The sequence below is a fragment of the Maribellus mangrovi genome (assembly GCF_037646455.1).
Classification (GTDB): domain Bacteria; phylum Bacteroidota; class Bacteroidia; order Bacteroidales; family Prolixibacteraceae; genus Draconibacterium; species Draconibacterium mangrovi_A.
This window is the reverse complement of record NZ_JBBIXN010000002.1, coordinates 686528-708218: the sequence shown is the minus strand read 5'-3', so window position 1 is coordinate 708218 and position 21691 is coordinate 686528. Positions and strand designations below refer to the sequence as shown.

The window sequence follows — 21691 nt, the reverse complement described above, 5'->3', positions numbered from 1 at the left end:
TATGGCAACAACTTACAAAACACCGGGCGTTTACATCGAGGAAATATCCAAATTGCCTCCATCGGTAGCGCAAGTTGAAACAGCTATCCCTGCTTTTATTGGTTATACTGAAAAAGCGACCAATAAAATAAAAGGCGATCTTAAAGGTGTTCCCACAAGGATTACCTCGATGCTGGAATACGAAACGTATTTTGGTACTGCAAAACCCGAAACTTCCATTGGAATTACAATTAATGATACCCTGCTGAATGGCGTAACAAAACGCGATTTAGTGGTTACACAGCCCGCATCAAGGGAACCGTTCCTGATGTATTATTCATTACAACTATACTTTGCCAACGGTGGCGGGCCTTGTTACATTGTTTCGGTTGGCCGCTACGGAACCGATTTGGATGACGATGACACTCAGGTGACTTCGATCAACAATTCGGATGATTTTAATGACGGATTGGCCGAGGTGGCCAAAGTGGATGAGGTTACTTTGCTTCTTTTCCCGGATGCCACTGCACTGTCAACTCCATCAGAATTTTTTAGCCTCTACAACGATGCTTTAGCGCAGTGTAACAAACTTCAGGATCGGTTTACAATTATCGATACATTAAGTTATGATGCAGCAAGCCCAACTGATTCGAACATTGCAGATTTGCGTAAATTTATCAGTGCCGATAAAGCATACCTGAAATATGGTGCAGCCTATTATCCGTTTTTGAAAACAATTCTGAATTATCAGTTTGATGCTAAAAAAATTGTTGTCTCGCATTATTCCTACGATGCAACAGCTTATGAAACCATCGATGCCAATGTAACGGCTATTGAAAGTCCCGGATCGGGATTACCTGCTACTGTGGCTGATTTGGTGGATTTGACAACTACACCCGGAGATATTTCGGGAGCAGTGAGCGATGTACTAATGCAAATGTACAGTGCCGGCGGCTTCGATCTTGGAGGAACTTTTTCGAGCGACAGCACCAAAAAAACAGCTTTTCTCGATGCGGTTGAAGCATTGCTCGAATCGCTTGGCGAACTCAATGATTTTAAAACAAAACTGAACACTGAGGCCAAAGCGGCTTCTGATACAATTTCGGATGAAGATCAGACAATTGCCGACGGAATAGATGCGGCATTAAATACCTTTAATGCTGATTTTGAAGGAGCAGGAAAGATCGATGAGGTCTATATTAACCTCAAGGAGCTGTTTGTGAAAATGCAAAACGCTGACACTTCTACAAAAATCAAAAATTTATTGGATGTAAACGCTGTAAACTTCGATGCTGAACTAAAAAAGCTTGAAGATTATACCCCGCTGAATACACAAACGGGCATTACATCAAACTCAGATGCTTTTGCTAATGTGGTTACAAACATGAATGATCTGATCACTGAGATCAGGAAAGTAGAAGGAAAAGACAAGAATAACGGTGCCATGAACGGACGGAGTTTAAATGCCGTTGAACAGGTTGACGATGCCACTTACAATAAGATTCTCACCGAAATTGGAAACCTTCCGCTCGAACTACCACCAAGTGCTGCCATGGCAGGTGTTTATGCACGTGTTGATGGTGAACGCGGTGTATGGAAAGCACCTGCAAATGTAAGCCTGAATTATGTTTCGGGATTAACCGTAAAAGTAACCAACGATATTCAGGACGACCTGAATGTACATACGCAAGGTGGAAAATCCATCAATGCAATCCGGGCTTTCACCGGAAAAGGAATATTGGTATGGGGTGCACGAACACTGGCCGGTAACGACAACGAATGGCGCTACATTTCGGTGCGACGTTTCTTTAATATGGTGGAAGAGTCAGTGCAAAAAGCAACCGGAGTTTTCGTATTCGAACCTAACGATGCCAATACCTGGGTAAAAGTAAAAGCCATGATTGATAATTACCTGGTGAACCAGTGGAAAGCCGGTGCACTTGCAGGTACAACACCCGAACAGGCTTTTTATGTAAAAGTTGGACTTGGAGAAACAATGACAGCGCAAGACATTCTCAACGGTTATATGATCATCGAGATAGGTATGGCAGCCGTTCGTCCGGCTGAATTCATCGTGCTGAGATTCTCTCACAAAATGCAGGAGGTTTAAATCAATAAAACTTTAAAAGAATAAATTATGGCAACTACATATCCATTACCAAAGTTTCATTTTAAAGTGAGCTTTGGCGACACAGAATTTAACTGCACCGAAGTTTCAGGCCTCGACTTCGAACGCGAAGTGATCGAGTACCGTGCCGGTGCCGATGCCGAATACCACAAAGGCAAACAACCCGGTCTTTCAAAATACAGCAACATTACTTTGAAACGCGGAACATTCGCCGATAAAGGGCGTGAGTTCTACGAGAAATGGGTGAAAACCGTTTATTTCCAGGAAGAAGGCGAGCAGTATCGTGGCGATCTGGTGATCAGTTTGTTGAACGAAAGTCATGAGCCGGTAGTGAGCTGGAAAGCGATCAATGCCTACATCACCAAAATACAGGCGACCGATTTTAAAGCCGATGGCAACGAAATTGCAATCGAGACCGCCGAGTTCGTGCATGAAAAACTGACCATGATCGAATAAGCAAATGAGTGAATTCCATCCACCCATAGGATTTCATTTCAGCGTTGAGTTTCCGAATATCTCATCCAGTAGCGGCGATCAGCGTTTTCAGTCGGTTGCAGGACTGACTGTTGACGTGGATACTGAGGAAATTGCTGAAGGAGGAGAGAACAGGTTTAAACACAAAGTTCCCGTTCGGACCAAGTATCCTAACCTGGTTCTGAAACGCGGACTACTGGTGGATTCGGAGGTGATAAAATGGTGCCGTGATGCGGTTGAAAACTTCAGCTTTAAGCCCACCAATCTCATTGTAAAACTGCTGAATGAAAAACATGAGCCGCTGATGACCTGGAACGTAGTTCATGCCTACCCGGTGAAATGGAGCATGAGCGACTTTAATGCTGGAGAAAGCAAGCTGGCCATCGAAACACTGGAACTTACTTATAACTATTTCAACGTAATATAATTATGCCGATAGAAATTAAGGAACTACATATCAAGATCAATGTTTCCAGTGAGCCGGAACAGCGACAAAGTAGTGGTGTTGGTGAAGGGGACAACTCAAAAGAAAAGATCATTGAGGCCTGTGTGGAACAGGTGATGGAAATCTTATCGAAAAAAGAAGAACGCTAATATGTCGGGAGAACTTACAAAACTGCAGATAAAAGCATACCGCGACGAACAGTTCAATAACGAAGTTGCCCATGGCGAATTTCAGACTTTGCTGAACCCGGAAAAGTATGTTTTCAAGTACAAGGTGGAGCAGAATGAGCAGCAGGCATCGGGGACAAGTTCTTCTTCGCCGCGCTATAATCGCACACCGCCTGAAGATCTCGAACTGGAGTTTATCTTCGACCGAACGGGAGTTTTGGTGAATTATGGCGACACTTCAACTGCCGATGACAACGAACTTTCGGCCGATGAAGGAAACGGTATAATGGAAGATATCGACCAGTTTAAACGGGTGGTATTTGATTACAACGGTGATGAACACCGCCCTAATTACCTGGTAATTTCGTGGGGAACGCTTTTATTCAAAGGTGTTTTAACCGAAGTTGATATTACGTTCAAACTGTTTAAATCCGACGGTACGCCGCTTCGCGCAACAGCCAATGCAAAATTTAAAGGTTTTGTTGAAGATACCTTGCGGGTAGCCACCGAGAATAATAATTCGCCCGACCTTACTCACATTCGGGAGGTTAAAGAGGGCGATACGCTGCCATTGATGACGCACCGGATTTACGGCGATTCGAAATATTACCTCGAAGTGGCAAAAGCAAACCGCATCACCAATTTTAGAAAATTAGAGGTAGGACAGAAAATATTCTTTCCGCCCATAGAAAAAGTATCGTAAATATGCCTGAAACGCGAGTCATACCAACTGCACGGTCGGCCGACCTGGTTACTTACAAAATTCTTGTAGAGGGGGAAGAACTGTCTTCTACTAACCAGGTTTTGAGCATTACGGTGCAAAAGGAGATCAACCGGATTCCCTGGGCAAAAATTGTCTTGCTCGACGGCGATCCTGCGGCCCAGGATTTTGTATTGAGCAACGAAAGTTTCTTTGTTCCCGGAAAGGAAATTGAGATTAAATGCGGTTACCATTCCGAGGAAGAAACCATTTTCAAAGGGATTGTGATCCGGCATAATCTGAAGATTCGGTCCGACAAAGCACAGCTGGAAATTGAATGCAAAGACAAGGCCGTGAAAATGAGCATCGGCCGCAAATGCAAATATTTCTATGACAGCAAAGACAGCGATATTCTGGAAGAAATTATTGGTACTCATGGACTGGAAGCCGATGTGGAATCCACTAACGCTGATTATCCTGAAATGGTGCAGTATCGTGTTAGCGACTGGGATTTCTGCATAACGCGTGCCCAGGCAAACGGCAAAGTTTGTGTGATCGACGATGGTAAATTTTCGGTGCTGGCTCCCGATTATTCGCAGGAAGAAAAAATGACGCTGGTTTACGGGGCTACGATCCTTGATTTTGATGCGGAGATGGATGCCCGAAATCAGTTTGCCAATGTAAGCAGTTTTGGCTGGGATGTGGCGAACCAGGAAATTGTGGAAAAGGAAGCCAATAATGACGATGTTGAACTCAACGGAAATATCTCGCCCGATGAACTGGCTTCGGTAATTGAGCTCGATAAACTGGAATTACGCGATGGAAGCGCCAGTACCGATGCCGGTTTACAGGATTGGGCCAATGCCAAAAAGTTATTTAATCAGCTGTCGAAAACGCGCGGAAGGGTGCGCTTTCAGGGTGTGCCCGATGTGAAGCCAAATACAACAGTAATACTGTCAGGCGTGGGTGATCGATTCAACGGCAAGGTATATGTTTCTGCCGTTCGTCATCAGATTACTGAAGGCAACTGGACCATTGACACCCAATTCGGAATCAATCCTAAGTGGTTCTCCGAAACAGTTGATATCAATGAAATGCCGGCAGCCGGATTGCTTGGTGCGGTTAGCGGATTGCACGTGGCAAAAGTCACGCAAATTCACGACGACCCGAATGGCGAATACCGGGTACAAGTGCGCATGCCAATTATTAACAACGACGAACAAGGTGTTTGGGCACGCGTGGCAACACTCGATGCAGGCGACAGTCGCGGTTCTTTTTTTCGCCCGGAATTGGACGATGAGGTGATCGTTGGTTTTCTGAATGACGATCCAAACGATCCGGTGATTTTGGGCATGTTGCACAGTAGTGCATTGCCATCGCCGCTTGAGCCTGAAGAGCCCAATAACGAAAAGGGATTTGTAACACGCAGCGAACTGAAATTCCTGTTTAACGACGAGAAAAAGTCGATCGTTCTTGAAACGCCCGGCGGAAAAATAATAACGGTTGACGATGATGCAGGAACGATAAAAATCGAAGATGAATCGGGAAATGTGAGCACTTTCGATTCCAGCGGGATAACACTCGAAAGCAACGGAGATATTTCGATAAAAGCAACGGGTGATGTAAACATCGAAGGAACCAATGTCGGCATTACAGCCAATGCTGAATTTAAGGCCGAAGGAGGCGCCGGTTCAGAACTGGCATCATCGGCCATTACAAAAGTTACAGGATCATTAGTACAAATAAATTGATATGCCACCAGCAGCAAGAATAAATGATATGCACGTCTGTCCGATGGTAAATCCGAACGGAGCACCACATGTTGGAGGACCGATTTTACCTCCCGGCGAACCGACGGTTATGATTGAAGGATTGCCCGCAGCGCGCGTAGGCGACATGGCTACTTGTACAGGGCCGCCCGATACGATTGCAATGGGATCGGGAACCGTTTTTATAGGAGGAATGCCGGCCGCTCGTGTAGGCGATCTCACGGCACACGGCGGATCAATAGTAATGGGAAGTGCATCCGTAATAATTGGAGGTTAACATGCAGGAATACAATTCATTTTTAGGACGCGGATGGAGTTTTCCCCCGGAATTTAAAAAGGGGACAAAAAGCGTGAAACTTCTGGAAGACGAAGAGGACATAAAAAGTAGTCTGGAGATTTTGTTGTCGACCCGTTTGGGTGAACGAATTATGGTTCCCGGTTACGGCTGCAATCTTGATGAACTGCTTTTTAAACCCTTAAATCTTACGTTGAAAACTTACGTGATCGATCTGATAAAAAGAGCCATCCTGTATCATGAACCACGAATCGATGTGAATAAAATCGCCATCGATCCAATCAATGAGCTGGAAGGCGAACTGCTGATCAACATTGATTACACCATTCGGTCGACCAACTCGCGAAAAAATATGGTATTCCCATTCTACAAAACCGAAGGCAGCGAAACATAAACGAAACTTAAATGGCAAATTGCGGAAAAGACATATTACTACCTCGTGAGGGAGCCGAACAACAATCGCGGTTTATTGAGGCGCTCGATCCGGCATGGGTAAAACTGAACGATTTTGGGCTGGAAGAGTGGATGAAATTTGCCTGGGATTTTGCGGATCACGTCAACTATTTCGATACCAAAAACGACCAGGTTCCGGCCGGTAACTGGCAGGACTTTTTTATCGCAAAAGATGAATTGACAAGTTTTTTGGAAGAGCTCGAAAACGGTTCGGAAATCACACCACACCTGGCTTTGTTCATTACGTTTATTAAACTGCTTGATACCACGAAAAAACATTTTAACCGTTTAACAAAGCGACACCTCAATTTTTACTATAAAAAGGTACTGAAACTCGAAAAACAAGCGGCAACTCCCGATACCGTTCATGTTTTATTTGAACTGGCCAAAAACGCGGAATCGGAAATCATATCCGAATCTACAGCTTTGGATGCCGGGAAAGACGCAAACGGTAAAAAACTCATTTATAAAACAGAGGAAGACCTGGTAGCCAATCAGGCCAAAGTGGCGGCACTAAAAAGCGTTTACAACGATCACGAGTACCAAAAAATAAAAGCTGCCGATGTTGCCAATTCATACGATGGCGCCGGTGCCGATTTCCCGGATAAAAGTGTAAAATGGTGGCCGTTTGCCTACTACGAAGTTCCGCCGGAAACGAATGAGCCAGATTTGCGCGAATACCCTGAATTGCCTGATGCCAAAATTGGTTTTGCGGTTGCAGGCGAAATTCTTGAACTGCAGGAAGGAGAGCGCTTTGTACAACTGACACTCGATTTCGACACGGCACTTTCAAAATCGTATTCGTTTGATGATTTGAAAGCCAATCTTGAAATTCTGTGTACTGGCGAAAAAGGCTGGCTAAATTCCGCAGAAATCATCGAAACGTTCAAAAACAATGCAATCGGTGCTGATTTTTCATCCGGATCTAATGCAAGCGATTTGAGTTTGATTCATATCCTTTTCAAAATTCCAAAAGACGAGAAAGCTGTTGTAGCTTACGATAAAAAAATACATGCCGAGAATTTCGATACAGAATTTCCGGTTTGCCGAGTACTCATCAACACAAGCAATGAAACGGGGCACGAACTCTACCGCGATCTGGTCGATAAAAAACTGAATGAACTCTCGATAGATGTGGCAGCGGTTGGTGTAGAGAACCTGACCCTTTACAACGATATTGGTGCAATAAATGCCGCAAAACCCTTTTATCCGTTTGGCACACAGCCGGTAAAAAAATCGAAGTTTTATGTAGATTATGCCGAGTTGTACAAAAAGAAATGGAACAAACTGAACATTAATGTTGAATGGAAAAATACGCCGGATGACTTTAAAGACTGGTATTATGCATATCGTCAAAATAAGTTGGCACGTTTTTCCGGAAAGAATTATATAACCGGTATTTACGATATTCCGGAAATTGATTCCTCTTCTGATTCAGGTGATGAAACTTCAGATAGCGCAACCTTTCCAAATGTGCAATTGAACGCAGTTTCGGGGCAATTTAATTTTTCTGGATTGGGAAATATATCTCAATTCAATTTTCTGACCAAAACGCTTATCGTTAAAAACAACTCGTACTTTACTGCAGCTGTAGAACTGAATCAGCAAGAGGTTTGGACCGTACAAAGCGAGTTGAAAGAGGTTTCGCTGTTTGATGAACCGGTGGAGCAAATCTTTTATTTTTCGTTTGATTTGTCAAATCCCGATGCAGAAAATGAAAATGTTGGTCCGGTTCGACTTTCATTAAATACACCATTTCTGCATGATATGTATCCGCGCTTGTATGCGTTGGCCATGAGTAATGAGGATAAAAGCGTAATTGTTCCCAATGAACCTTACACACCGTTTATCGAAAAACTAACGCTGGATTATTATGCTTCAGCGAAACTAAAACCTGACGAAGATACCTATGAGGTTAAAGATTTTGAACTGTACCACGAACATCCTTTTGGTCAGGCTTTGGAAGATATTGAGCAAAAAATTGCCAATAAGATTTTGCACGGAGACGAAGCAAAAATACAGCATGCAGTCCCCACTTATTGTAATGGCGGAGAACTTTACATAGGGCTTGAAAATGCACAGCCACAACAAAATGTATCGCTGCTGGTACAGGTGCTCGAAGGCAGTGAAAATCCGGAAGCAGAATCGTTTGTGGGCAAACAAAAAGTAGAGTGGTGGATGTTGTGCAGCAACGAATGGAAACGCCTGGAACGTTCTTCCATTATTTCCAACCAAACCGATAACCTACTAAAATCGGGCATATTTAAGTTCAAAATTCCTAAAGAAGCTACCAGTGACAACACTTTGCTTCCCGACGGAATGATGTGGCTGAGAGCCAGGATTCACAAAAAATATAATGCTGTTTCAAAAGTTATTGGAATTCATGCACAGGCAGTAGAAGCCAAATTTGAAAACAATAATAACAAGCTGGATCATCTGAACGACGGATTGTCCTCTAACACCATTTCGAAGATGGTAGTAAGGCCGCCAAGAATTAAGTCGCTTTCGCAACCTTACAGTTCTTTTGGAGGCCAGCCAACGGAAAGTGATTCAGCTTTTTATCGCCGTGTTAGTGAGCGATTGCGACATAAAAACCGGGCCATTACTTTGTGGGATTACGAGCATCTGGTACTTCAGGAATTTCCTGAAATTCATAAAGTAAAGTGCCTGAATCATACTTCAACAAAAGTTGAAAATGAAAAACGAAAAACAAGCTACCTGGCGCCCGGAAATGTGTTGCTGGTAGTGATTCCCGATATCGTTAACCGAAATGTATTCGACATCTATAAACCCAGGGTGAGCAAGGCAACACTGAATCGTATTGAGAATTTTATCCGGAAATTAAACTCTCCATTGATCAGTACGAAAGTGATCAATCCGGAATACGAGGAAGTACGTGTCGATCTGAAGGTACAATTTCATGAGGGATACGACGAGGTTTATTACAAATCAGTACTAAAAGAAGATCTGACGCGCCTGCTTTCGCCCTGGGCTTTCGACAGCAAAGCACTTATTCAGTTTGGCCTTTCGTTGCACAAAAGTATTGTTATCGATTACGTCGAAAAACTAAAATATGTGGACTTTGTCAGCGATTTAAAACTGTTTCAAACCGATGCCGCCACGGGCAAGGAAACGGAGGTGAAAATCGCAAGTCCGAACAGTCCCGAAGCCATTTTGGTATCATCGAAAATGCACGGAGTTTACGATGTCGAAAATAATTGTTCAAACGTCAAAATCGAACCCGCAGAACCATGTCAGAGTTAAACGAACATATTACCATTCCTAAAAAGGTGGCAACAGGCGACGACCTGGATTATGCTTTCCTGCGCCAAAAAGGACAGGAATACATCGAAAAGCTCGCCGGAAATATCTGGACCGATTACAACGAGCACGATCCGGGTATCACCATCCTCGAAATGCTAAGCTATGCCATTACCGATCTCGGTGCGCGCATTTCAATGCCGCTCGAAAATATTTTAACTCCTTCCGGCCCGGGATCGCTAAACGATCAGTTTTTTGATGCCAAACAGATTTTGCCTTCAAAACCGATAACAGAAGACGATTACAGGAAGTTATTCATAGATATTGACGGCGTTAAAAATTGCTGGCTGCAAAAATTTGAAAAGACAGTTCATGTGGATTGTAAAAATGACTTACTGAGCTACGATCCAAAAGATTTTGAGGCCCTTGATAAAGAGGAACAGAAGCAGTTCATAATAAATGGATTGTACAAAATTATTGTGGATTACGACGAACGCGTTCTTGAAAAAGCGGATAATGAGGATGCCAAAATTGAAGAAATTGATCAGAAAATAATTACTACTTACCATGCCAACCGTAACCTTTGCGAGGATCTGGTGAAGGTAGAAAAAGTGGAAACGCATGCGATTCAGGTGTGTGCCAGCATAGAACTTGATCCCGAGGTGGATGAAGAAAAAGTTCATGCGCAGGTTTTACGCGCCATCGATGCCTATTTTTCACCAAAGCTCTGGTTTTATTCGTTACAACAAATGTTTGACAAAGGGTATTCAAGCGACCAGATTTTTGAAGGACCGGTTCTTGGGCATGGTTTTATCGATCCTGAAGAACTTGAAAAGGCCAGCCTGCGAAAAGAAATTCGCCTGTCCGACATTGTTAAACTGATCATGAAAATTGATGGGGTAAAACTCATCAAAGACATCTCGATAAATGATTGCAATAATCCCGAGGAAGAAAAAGATGTTTGGCTGGTTTGTGTGGATGAGGGCAAGAAACCCGTTCGCTGCCACCTGAGTGCCTTCAGCTACTACAAAGGCGTGTTGCCGGTAAACGTAAACAGCAAAAGAGTAAAAGAATACATGGCTGAACTGGATACCGAAGAAGGCGACCGACAGGAACTTTCAGCGTTGGATAAAGATATTCCCGTTCCTGAAGGCGAGTATTTTGGAACCGGCGAAACAACTACCATTCAGAACGATTTTCCGGAGACTTATGGAATTGGGCAGGTGGGTTTGAATTCAAGAGCCACAGTTACACGAAAAGCGCAGGCGAAGCAGTTAAAAGCTTACCTTTTGTTTTTCGATCAGATTTTTGCCAGCTACTTTGCCCATCTCGATAAAGTAAAAGAATTGCTTTCGGTGGATAACAGTTTGAGTAGTACGTATTTTACACAGGCTGTAAAAGACATTAAAGGATTTGCCGATTTGGTAGAAGATTACCCGGAATCAGATGATGAACTCCTGACCAAAAACCTGTTGGCAGATCTCGATGAAAATATTCCCCGCAAAAATCAATTGCTCGATCATTTGCTGGCACGCTTTGCCGAAAACTTCACCCAGTATTCATTTTTAATGAAACAACTGTACGGGAATTACGCCGGACAAGCCGTGGTAAATGCCAAGCAAACTTTTCTTTCGGAATACGGCGAGATTGTGAAAGAAAACGGTGAAAAAAAAGAAATTGTAAACAAAGGCATCAGTAACTGGCGTGGAAGTGCGTTCAATTATTTCGACCAGGAACCTACTCAACTTTGGGATACAAAAAATGTGGCCGGTGCTCAAAAACGAATAGCTCGTTTGTGCGGCGTTCAGGATTTTTGCCGGCGCAATCTGTCAGGTTCGTATGCCGAGATTTATGAGCTGAAAGATTCGGACGAAAAAACCGTTTACCGCTGGCGGATCAGGAACGATGAAGGCGAGGCTGTACTTTCGGCAACGGTAAATTACAATGCGCCCCGTTTTGCCCGCGAAGAAATGTATCAGTCGATCGTTAAAGTGGTGGAAACTGATCCTGAAGTCATAAAAGAGGGATTTCAGCTTACTATTAACGATGAGGCCGAGGTTGGAAATTTCGAAATTCAAAAAGCGGAGAGTGGAAAGTATTCGTTTGACGTGATCAATCTGAATGCCGATCCCGACAGCACCGACCGGATTATTGCGCGGCAATTTCTTTACTACGACACCCAGGAAGAAGTAAAACAGGCTATTCTTGACCTGATCCGGTTCCTGCGCGAAGATTTTAAAGAGGAGGGAATGTACATTGTTGAACACATTCTGCTGCGTCCCGATGTGACTGCAGACGAGGGATTAAAAGATGAGTTTATGTCGGTGTGTACCGATAATTGCGAAAGCTGCGAACCTATCGATCCGTATTCGTACCGCGTTACTGTGATTTTACCCGGCTGGACATACCGTTTTGGAAATATGGATTTCAGAAACTTTATGGAAGACTTGATCCGCAGGGAATTACCCGCTCATGTGCTGGCACGCGTTTGCTGGATTGGAGAACCAAAAGGCTGGGTAGATGACGATAAAAACGACATGGTTCAGTTTGAAAAAGCATACAAAGATTGTCTGCTTTCGAAAACAAAATCGGGGCAGAAACAGGTGAAGACTAAATTGAAAAAGCTAATAGAATCGCTCGAACAACTGAATTCGATTTACCCCGCAGGCCGGTTGATCGATTGCGATGATGAAGAAGATTCGTTGGAAGGCCGGATGATTCTGGGCCGAACAAATATTGGAAACCTTTAATTACAGAAGTGATGGCATCGAAATTAACAGAAATCACAACCAAGTATCATACTTTCGTCGATAACCAGGTATTGACCGAAACCCAGTTGAATGAGTTTATAACTTATTTTGACGACCAGGATCGTTTGACGCGGGTTTTCCTGAATGGCGTTGGACTGGTTTGCGGATTCAAGGTCAGCAAGAGTGGGGCGAATATTACCATTTCGCAAGGTGTTGGTGTAACTACTGACGGCGATTTGATTCAACTACAAAAGGCCATTGAGAAATCGCCATTGAAGAATATTGTCACCGGTTCGTTGACGTATTCCATGTACAAGAAATTTAAGGACGATGCTGCTTCGTATGAACGTTTTCGAAAACTTTCCGGTGGTGATGACATGGGCTTCGAAGTGCTTGATCTGTATGAGCTTTATCCTGCGGATACACAGGTTGAAGATGTAACGTCATTGAGCGAACTGCCTGATTTGAATAATATGGTAGTGTTGCTCTATCTTGAGTCATTTGCCGATGCCAGCGATCTGTGCACAGCCATCGATTGCGACAACCAGGGAGTTGCCCAGATCAATCGTTTGCGGGTGTTGCTGGTCTCAAAAGCCGATGCCGAATTTATCGCTTCCAACGATGTGATTTATACCAACCACGACCGCTTCGAACAATACTTTAATCTGCCCGAACCTGCAGTGAAACGGGTGGTACTCAATCAAATCAATACCTCGAAATACGAAGAATTAAAACGGGCTTATTACGATGCAATAAAAGGCAGCACATTAAGCAAAAACAATACGGTTTCGCAACTTGGACAGGGGATAAGTTTGATCGTAAAAAACTTTGGCAAATTGTTGCAAGTCAGTATTTCCAAAACTTCGCTGAGTTCTACGCTTTCAAAACTGAACAGTTATTATGCCTTCAGTCCGTATGGTGTGCCTTTCGATATTCAGTACCGTTACGATCTGCTGAAAGATCTGGTGGATACTTACAACGAATTAAAAGATTTGCTGCTTCAGCTCAAACAGCTTTGTTTGCCCGATATTACTGCTTTCCCAAAACATTTGATGCTGGGATTGCTATCGGAAGTTATTAGCGAACCTAAAGATTTGCGTCATGATTTTTATCCTTCGCCGGCCTCGGGCTGCGATTGTAAAGAGATTGCAAAAGCCAGAAGTCTTTTGCTAAAACTGTTTGAATTGATCAACAATTACAACTTCAAACCGGGTGGAGATATTAGGATAACGCCTTCGAACAAATTGCATGAATTGAGCCAGCGAAGCATTCCATTTTATTATAAGCTCGATACCAGTTTTTTGAAGGCCTGGAGCTATTCAAAAACGAAATTATTTAAATACAATTTCAATTTGGGATACCGGATTGAGAATCTGGCATCAGCGCCGCAGGTTCAGGATCCGCTGAGCTACAACATGGATACCTCCGATTTTTACCGGATCGAAGGTCACCAGGGGAAAGATTACCGCGACGTGCTGGAAGACCTCGACGATCAGAAAAAAAAGTACGGACTTTCCTTCGATGTAAAAGCACTATCAGTCAATCTCAGAACGGATAATCTCGACATTGATGATTACGAGTGTGAATTCGAGGATTTGAAAGTGATGCTGAAAGCGTGGACAAAAGAGCAGGACTGCATTCTTGCCGAGGTGGCGAGTTTCTTTTCGGCTTTCAGTACCAAGATTCCCGGGGCAAATGTTAAGGAAGCTGAACTTGATTTGAAAAGGCCAATGGAGCTCAATACGAATTTTGATGTGAATTATACAGCCGCCAGGACTTATCAACCTGTTTATTACAAATCGACGATCGGAACGGCTTCAAGAACCTTGTATGAAGAGGCCGACAAAGGTAAGGCAGTTGAAGAGAATATCACAACTGTAGAAGATACCATTGGCGTGGAAATGATCAAGGCGATTGAAGAGACCAAAGGTGGATCGGTAAACGATATTATTGCCAATGCCAGCAAAAAGTTAGCTGATAAGGTTGATACCGAAGAATGGAATGCCGAGCCCGATTTAAAAGAATTTGTGGTGGATAGATCGGTGGAACTGATGGCGCACACTTATGTGCTCACTCAGCGAATGCCGGTAGCGGTTAACCTGGTTGATGTAAGCCGGGTAAACGATTATAAACTGTCGTTAACTCAGTTGTGCAGTCTTGTAAAAAAATTAAAAGCGAGATACCAAACTACGAAACTGTCGGTTGGACTGCAGTCGTTCACGGGGTTGCTGATCAACCAGTTATCAACTGTTTGTTGTTCGGGTAAAAAACTGGAAGTTTTGCTCGACGAGGTAAATGCGCGCAAAGAGCAGATCTTACTGCGTTTGCAACTTTCGAAATTTATAGAGCAACATCCCGGGCTGGAGCACAAAGCCGGTGTTGAGCCGGGCGGAACGCTGGTTCTGGTTTATAAAAACAGCGAAACAACACGCGATGTTACCAATGTATTTTCCGACGCTGTACTTTCAAGATCATCAATTGCAGCCGAGGAGTTGATGGCTTCGAAGGCAATGATCTCCGATAAAATAATGAATCTGGAGAAGCTGTCTTTATCGGAGCGATCAACGGTTTTGAAAAGCGCTACTGAATTGATTAAATACGAGGATTATACATCCCGTTTAAAAGAAATTAATGTGCTCGACCGCTTGATCCCAACTACGCAAATTGCTGACAATACGGTAGTGGCCGATTTTGCTTTGCCTTACATGTGTTGCTCTGATTGTGCACCGATCAATTACATTATTTCAAAACCGCCGGCAACATTACGACTTTCGCGCGACAGGTATTGCCTGCTGACAGATACCGATCCGATACTTTACGAAGTTTCGCCTGCCGACGGAGAAATTGGAATGAATCCCGAGGTTTCGGGAGTGAGCATTGCAGATGGCAAAATAAGTATCGTGGCCGATAATTTCCCGGAAGAAATGTTAGGACAGGCGATTCATTTTACCGTTGACAATCAGGTAACCGATGCGGTATTGACGGTTTACCAGGGAATTCAGGTTGATTTTGAAGTTCCGGCCGAACCAACGACGGAGGCAACTCATCGTTTTGTGCCAACCGGCGATTTGGAAGGAACCGGCTTTTTCTGGGAGTTTGGTGATGGAGCAACAGCTACTGCACAAAATCCTTCGCACACTTATAAATTGCCGGTTAACGACGAGAACAAAGTTACGCTGCGATTAACAGCTACTGCAGCTAACGGCATTTGCAAAACAACTGTTGAGCACGATATTATTTTTGCTGAAATACAGCCGGAGATTAATCTTGATACCGATACATTCTGTGCCAACGATAAAACGGAATATTCGTTTAAAGTGACACCCGAAGGAGCTAAAGTTGAGATATCGGGCGATGGAGTAATTGCAAATAATGCTGGAGGATTTAGCTTTATTCCGGCGGCTGCCAAACCGGGAAGCAACAAAATTTTATTGAACGGTGAAGATTCAGGATTGTCTGTTACTGTTCATGCAGCACCTGAAGCGGCTTGTACGCCAAAACAGCTTGAAAATCAAAATATTCTTGTGATCACCAACGAATCCAAAAATGCCTCGACGTTTGAATGGACCATAAATGGTTCTCCGCAGACAACCACAAATCTTGAGCCGATAACGATCAGTATCCGGCCCGAAGATCCTACAGAATGGAGAATTACCTTGGTGGCAAGAGGCGCAGATGTGTGTCCGGCTGATCGGATGAGCACATCGGTAACAACAAAGTACATTGAGGAAACACAGGTGAATACCTGTCTTGAAGAAACAAAAGCTGCAATAATCAGCGATGCTAAAATTTTGTCAGGCATTAAGCCGGATACAAAAGGAGTATTGGCAAATATTCTGATGCAGACCCGAAGTATTTATGGTGGTACCAGCGATTTTAATAAAGGAGTTCTCGACCGTATCGATGAGTTCTTAAAAGGCGATGCCAACGCCGAATTGGAAAAAATGTTCCCGGGTCTTATGAATGACACCTCGGGCATGGTCATGGAGCTGGCCAATAATCCGGAACTGCAGAAACAGGCATTGACATTACTTGAATTGCAATTGCAACTCTTCTACAACATTTTGGGATGTCAGGATAATGAGGTGATTGAGAAGTTTAGTGAACTCATTGGCAGCATATTGAGCCAGATACTGGGTATGTTGAAAAAGTTGCAGGGAATGCAAATCATCTTTAGCGATACCATGAAAAAGTTTGTGGAGGTTTATGCCACAAAGGTTGCCGACATGCTACTCCTGGCCGATCATATGAAAGTGATCATCGAAAATAAATTTATCTGATCTTGAATGCCGACCGACATATCATTGACAAGGTTTTTCTCGATATCGATGCGATAAGCGAGAAGGAAGCCTACTGGTTAAAAGACCACATCAGTTCGTTTTTGAACGACCAGGTTTTTCCGGGGCTGGAACAATTGTTTAATGATGTGGGAGCCGATGATAACATTTTGCGTTTTGAACAGATCGATCTGGATATTTCGCTGCATAACTGGGATAATCCCGATGCCTTGCGAATAGAAATTAAAAATCAGTTGAAGCAAGAAATGGCCATCGCAGCCATTATAAAACGTTACCCGGTAAACGGTGAGAATAAAGGTTCGAACGGCATTTCAGAATACCATCAAGTCAATAAAATTTCCGGCGAGCAGAATCTGCAAAGCATATTCTTGTTTTTTCTGAAGAAAGGACATTTACCGTGGTATGGGCAAAAATCAGATATTGATCAATTGCTTTCAGAAAAGGAATGGACAAAAGGTCTTCAACAGGAGCGTTTTGTAAGCGAAGTAAAACAGCTTCTGAAATCGGATGAAACGGTTTTGGAAAGGTTTGTGTTGCAACTTCCGGTTAGAAACATCATGCAGTTCATTAACTCATTTGAGGCTTATGACTTGACTCTTGATCCCGGGTGGAACACTTTTGTCGAAAGTCTGGGTGCTTCTCTCAGAAGTCAATTTATATCCGTTTTATTGAAAATAGGAATGCAACAATCTGCATTAAAATGGAAGCCGGATTTGATATGTTTTTACGCTGCATATTTATCAGAGAATTATTCCGAAAAATCGATAGACGAACAAATTCATCTGCTTGGAGATACGCTTAAAAAAATTTCTCGAGACACAAGATTTTTGCTTGCGAAAAAAGATAGTGAGAAAGTTTCGGATTTATTAACACAGCGGGACCGGAATCGACTCACGGAAAAGGGGGTAACAAAACAAAAAGGGGGTAAAACTGAAAAAAATTCAACCATTAATTCAAACGAAAATAGTTTTACAACAGAAAAAGAACCGCTGTTTTTTGAGAAAGACGCCGGCGATATTGCCGTTCAAAATGCAGGACAGGTTCTTTTTCACCCCTTTTTGAAATTGTTTTTTCAGCAATTTAACTGGCTCGATGAAGCCGGTAACATAAAGGATCATGATCGCCTAAAAGCCGTGCAGGCACTTCATTATTGTTCTACAGGAAATGATCAGTATTTTGAAGGCGACATGGTTTTGGAAAAATTTTTGTGTGAGGTGCCGCTTCAGACAACACTACCTGCCTCGAGTCTGTTGAATGAATCCATTAAAAAGGAAGCGGATAATATGCTCGGCGAACTCATAAAAAAGTGGCCGGCCTTAAAAAATACTTCGCCCGATGGATTACGGGAGATGTTTGTGCAGCGAAATGGTAAACTCATTCAAAAAGATCGGAATTTTAAGCTGATCATAGAACGAAAAACACAGGATATCCTGTTGGAAAAATTGCAATGGAACATTTCCATTATTAAACTGCCGTGGAAGAAGGAATTAATAATTGTTGAATGGTAATCGTATGAAAACAAATGCAGCAAAGCAAGATGCGGTAAAAAGTAGTGATAACCGTACTCCTTTTTTTTCAAATGTAAAAGCTGATTCATTTTTTGCTTCGGCTGACCATGCATATAACAGTCGAAAGGAAATTACAGACAGTGAGATGTCTATTCAAATGCAGCCAGAAGAAGAGGAAGAACCGGTTCAAACACAAAGAACCGGAAATCTTCAGATGCAGGAAGAGGAGGAGGAAATGATACAGACGCAACCAATGGAGGAAGAGGAAGAAATGGTTCAGCCAAAAATGCAAGGAGCTCATACGATCAATAAGATACAACAAACCGCGCGTACAGGTTTTCTGGGAAGTCCGGTAGCTTATCCTTTTTTCCATCAAATTCAAACATCTTTCGGGAAACATGATATATCGGGTATACAATCTTACAGGGACTCCAACTCGCGAAATGCAAACCGTAAAATGGGTTCATTGGCTTATGCTTCAGGTAACAAAGTTGCATTTCGTGGATCACCGACTCTTCATACGGCAGCTCACGAAGCAGCACACGTAGTTCAACAACGAAAAGGGGTGAGCCTTAAATCAGGTGTCGGAAAACCCGGTGATTCGTATGAACAACATGCCGATGCGGTGGCTAATCTTGTTGTGCGTGGAAAATCAGCAGAGAATCTTCTAAACAATATTCAAGATAGCAAATCTGTGATGAGTAATGCTATACAATTTACAAATACAAATGCTGGCGCGGATTTAGGAACGTTTTGGGACATGTATGTATATCCGGGAAATCATCCGGGGGTTGCACAGGGGCAAAAAAATACAGGACGACAAGTTCGATCTTTTCAACGATTGCACAACCGTTCAAGCCATCGTGAAGAAGGACAGCGGATTATTGATGTTAACGATCGTAGTTTAGCCGCAAGCCAAACTCTTACCGACAGCGAACAAATTACTCAACCAGAAGAGAGCGGCCCGCGCGAATGGAATATTGATTTGACAACACATGAGTTGTTTGATCCTCAACCCGAATTGGCCGATGTAATCCAGAATGCCATAGGTGATTGCTATTTACTTGCAACGTTGCAAGGTATGGCTGCACGTGGAGGGGGCAGAACGCAGTTAACCAACGCTGTAAATGAAACCGAATCTGGGTATTCAGTTGAGTTTTACCGGCCACAAATAGTTGGGGGACAGGCAATAGTTGATGCCAATTCACGAATTAGGGTTTCATTAGGTAGAGGATATGATCCAAGAGGTGTTGAACTCAGAGAGAAAAACGAAGTGATGTCGGATGCAGATGCCAGACAACTTTTAATCGAAAATGGCTATGAGTCACAATTGCAAGATGGAGATACTATTAACGTTTGGTGGACAAAACGTATTGTTTGGCCTTGGGCAATAGAAAGAGCTTATGCCGCTGTTTGTGGAGGATTAAGTCGTATGGAGGGAGGTTTTTCTGCCTTGCCAATTATGGTGCTAACCGGTGAGATTCCACGTCACATTTACAACTACTCCAGTTTTTCAATAGCGAATATCTCATTAATGTTAAGCACAATGAACAGTTTGGTTGATAACGATACAATAATCACAACCGGAACCTACGCCAATCTGGATACAATTTATAGCAGATCATTTATTCTTGAGGGAGCTAATGAAACGAATGGTCTGCGCTTTAGAGGTTTAGACGGAATTGTCACTTCGTGGATTCCATGGGGGCAGATTAGGAACTACATTGCAAATTTCGTTATTCTTGATCCGCTTGGTTATGCTGAAGGCAGGCCAATTATTAGCAACAAGGCAGATTATTCCGATTGGGAACAGGCATTGATAGATGCATCGTCCCGAAGTGGAGTATTGATTACCGGAACCTTTGCAACACTTTGTTTAGGACAAGGATTGGTTCTTGTTCCTGCTCATGAATATTCTGTTACGGCGGTGTCGGCAAGCGGAGCCCAGACTTCAAATCCATGGGCAGCTCTTCATCCGGGACTAGTTACCCCTGCACAAATAAGAAGAGCTTTCCAATTAATTACTTTTAAAGTTTAAAGGCCTATTAGATTCTAGAAGGGAGTTAGTCGGAATAATTAAAAGCTTGAACTCAGAATTTATGGTTGTAATAAAGGAACTGGATTTTTTGAAAAGTGTAATTGAGTATAGGCTCAACAGTCACTTAAAGGCAGAAGAGAGTGATTTCCCAGAATGGAATATATCAAAAGGAATTAACTCTGAATTACATGAGTTTTTGATTGAATATCAACTGTCACAGGTCGAGATGCTTATGCTGTTAATTGCCTTAGTTCCACATGTATCTCCCGAATTCTTCAATAATATAATTGCAGAATACCTCCCCAACGGAGGCGACTTCCCCGAGTTTGGCGGAGTAAAAGGTAAGAACCACCGCGGAATATTGCCCACCGGCGAAACCTTGCTTTATATTCTGGCGGGACGCGATCTGGATAAAAGAGTGAAGCTCTCGGCAATGTTCGAAGATGATCACCTGTTTGCACGCAAAAGTGTTTTGTACATTGAACCGGTGCCGCATGGCGAACCCAAAATGAGCGGCCGGCTGGTTCTCGATGATGAATATGTCGACCTGTTTTCTTCGGGAAAGATCTCGCGCCCAAAACTAAGCGGCGATTTTCCGGCGCAGTTGATCACTACCGATTTGGAATGGAATGACCTGGTTTTGGCTGGTAAAACCATGGAAGAGATCAGGGAAATTGAGGTTTGGCTAAAACACAACGCTCAACTGATCGAAGACTGGAAAATGCATGGGAAAATAAAGCCCGGATACCGGGTTTTGTTTCATGGTCCTCCCGGAACCGGAAAAACCATGACCGCCTGTTTGCTCGGTAAATACACTGGTCGGGATGTATTTCGGATCGATCTGTCGCTGGTGGTTTCGAAATACATCGGCGAGACCGAGAAAAATCTGTCGAAGCTTTTTGATAAAGCTGCCAATAAAGACTGGATCCTGTTTTTCGACGAGGCCGACTCGATTTTTGGTAAGCGCACCAATGTCCGCGATGCACACGATAAATATGCCAATCAGGAGGTTTCGTATTTGCTGCAACGGATTGAAGCACATGCAGGCCTGGTTATTCTGGCTACCAACATGAAGGCCAATATCGATCCGTCATTCACCCGCCGCTTTAATTCTTTTGTGGAATTCGAAAATCCGGGAGCGACAGAGCGATTGCAACTGTGGGAGAATTACCTGCCGAAAGACATTAGCCTCGATAAAAAGATCAGTATAAAAGACCTGGCCAGAAATTATGAATTAAGTGGTGCCAATATTGTCAATGTTATTCATTATGCTGGCCTTCAAACCCTCGAACAAAACAACAAAACAATAGCCGGAAGCGACCTGCTAAAAGGCATTGAACGAGAATTCAGGAAGGAAGGAAAAATGATACGAAAAAGTAGGTAAGCACTATTTGGCGTTAATTGCATAAGCTCTGCTGAGCGATTG

Annotated in this window: 14 protein-coding genes; all 14 read left to right on the top strand. The window is 43.2% G+C overall.

What is annotated here, in order from left to right; translation table 11 throughout:
• Position 1 precedes the first annotated feature (1 nt).
• The 14 genes from WFY05_RS11005 to WFY05_RS10940 all read left to right on the top strand — a co-directional run bounded on the left by WFY05_RS11005 (position 2) and on the right by WFY05_RS10940 (position 21649).
• Positions 2-2089, top strand: a complete 2088-nt coding sequence (locus WFY05_RS11005; RefSeq protein ID WP_340112896.1) for a phage tail sheath family protein — start codon at positions 2-4, stop codon at positions 2087-2089.
• Between the two features lie 27 nt (positions 2090-2116).
• Positions 2117-2563 carry a phage tail protein gene (locus WFY05_RS11000; RefSeq protein WP_340112894.1) on the top strand — a complete coding sequence of 149 codons (447 nt, stop codon included), beginning with the start codon at positions 2117-2119 and terminating at the stop codon, positions 2561-2563.
• 4 nt (positions 2564-2567) lie between these two features.
• Complete coding sequence (locus WFY05_RS10995; RefSeq protein WP_340112893.1) at positions 2568-3008, top strand: phage tail protein; 441 nt, start codon at positions 2568-2570, stop codon at positions 3006-3008.
• Positions 3009-3010: 2 nt separating this feature from the next.
• Positions 3011-3175: a DUF5908 family protein gene (locus WFY05_RS10990; RefSeq protein ID WP_340112892.1), complete on the top strand. Its 165-nt coding sequence runs from the start codon at positions 3011-3013 to the stop codon at positions 3173-3175.
• Between the two features lies 1 nt (position 3176).
• Positions 3177-3896 (top strand): CIS tube protein, encoded by a 720-nt coding sequence (locus tag WFY05_RS10985; RefSeq protein WP_340112891.1) that lies wholly within the window; start codon positions 3177-3179, stop codon positions 3894-3896.
• Between the two features lie 2 nt (positions 3897-3898).
• Entirely contained in the window at positions 3899-5644 is a 1746-nt protein-coding gene (gene vgrG, locus WFY05_RS10980; RefSeq protein ID WP_340112890.1) for a type VI secretion system tip protein VgrG, read from the top strand.
• Position 5645: 1 nt separating this feature from the next.
• Positions 5646-5939, top strand: a complete 294-nt coding sequence (locus tag WFY05_RS10975; RefSeq protein ID WP_340112889.1) for a PAAR domain-containing protein — start codon at positions 5646-5648, stop codon at positions 5937-5939.
• Position 5940: 1 nt separating this feature from the next.
• Positions 5941-6351, top strand: a complete 411-nt coding sequence (locus WFY05_RS10970) for a GPW/gp25 family protein (RefSeq protein ID WP_340112888.1) — start codon at positions 5941-5943, stop codon at positions 6349-6351.
• Positions 6352-6362: 11 nt separating this feature from the next.
• A complete protein-coding gene (locus WFY05_RS10965) occupies positions 6363-9674 on the top strand; it encodes a baseplate J/gp47 family protein (RefSeq protein WP_340112887.1) in 3312 nt (1103 codons plus the stop codon).
• Entirely contained in the window at positions 9662-12421 is a 2760-nt protein-coding gene (locus tag WFY05_RS10960; RefSeq protein ID WP_340112886.1) for a baseplate wedge protein, read from the top strand. Before WFY05_RS10965 ends, WFY05_RS10960 begins: the two co-directional genes overlap by 13 nt.
• A gap of 11 nt (positions 12422-12432) precedes the next feature.
• Positions 12433-16701, top strand: a complete 4269-nt coding sequence (locus WFY05_RS10955; RefSeq protein ID WP_340112885.1) for a PKD domain-containing protein — start codon at positions 12433-12435, stop codon at positions 16699-16701.
• A gap of 2 nt (positions 16702-16703) precedes the next feature.
• Entirely contained in the window at positions 16704-18227 is a 1524-nt protein-coding gene (locus tag WFY05_RS10950; protein WP_340112884.1) for a contractile injection system tape measure protein, read from the top strand.
• Positions 18228-18231: 4 nt separating this feature from the next.
• Positions 18232-20265: an eCIS core domain-containing protein gene (locus tag WFY05_RS10945; RefSeq protein ID WP_340112883.1), complete on the top strand. Its 2034-nt coding sequence runs from the start codon at positions 18232-18234 to the stop codon at positions 20263-20265.
• A gap of 61 nt (positions 20266-20326) precedes the next feature.
• Entirely contained in the window at positions 20327-21649 is a 1323-nt protein-coding gene (locus WFY05_RS10940) for an ATP-binding protein (RefSeq protein ID WP_340112882.1), read from the top strand.
• The last annotated feature ends 42 nt before the right edge of the window (positions 21650-21691 follow it).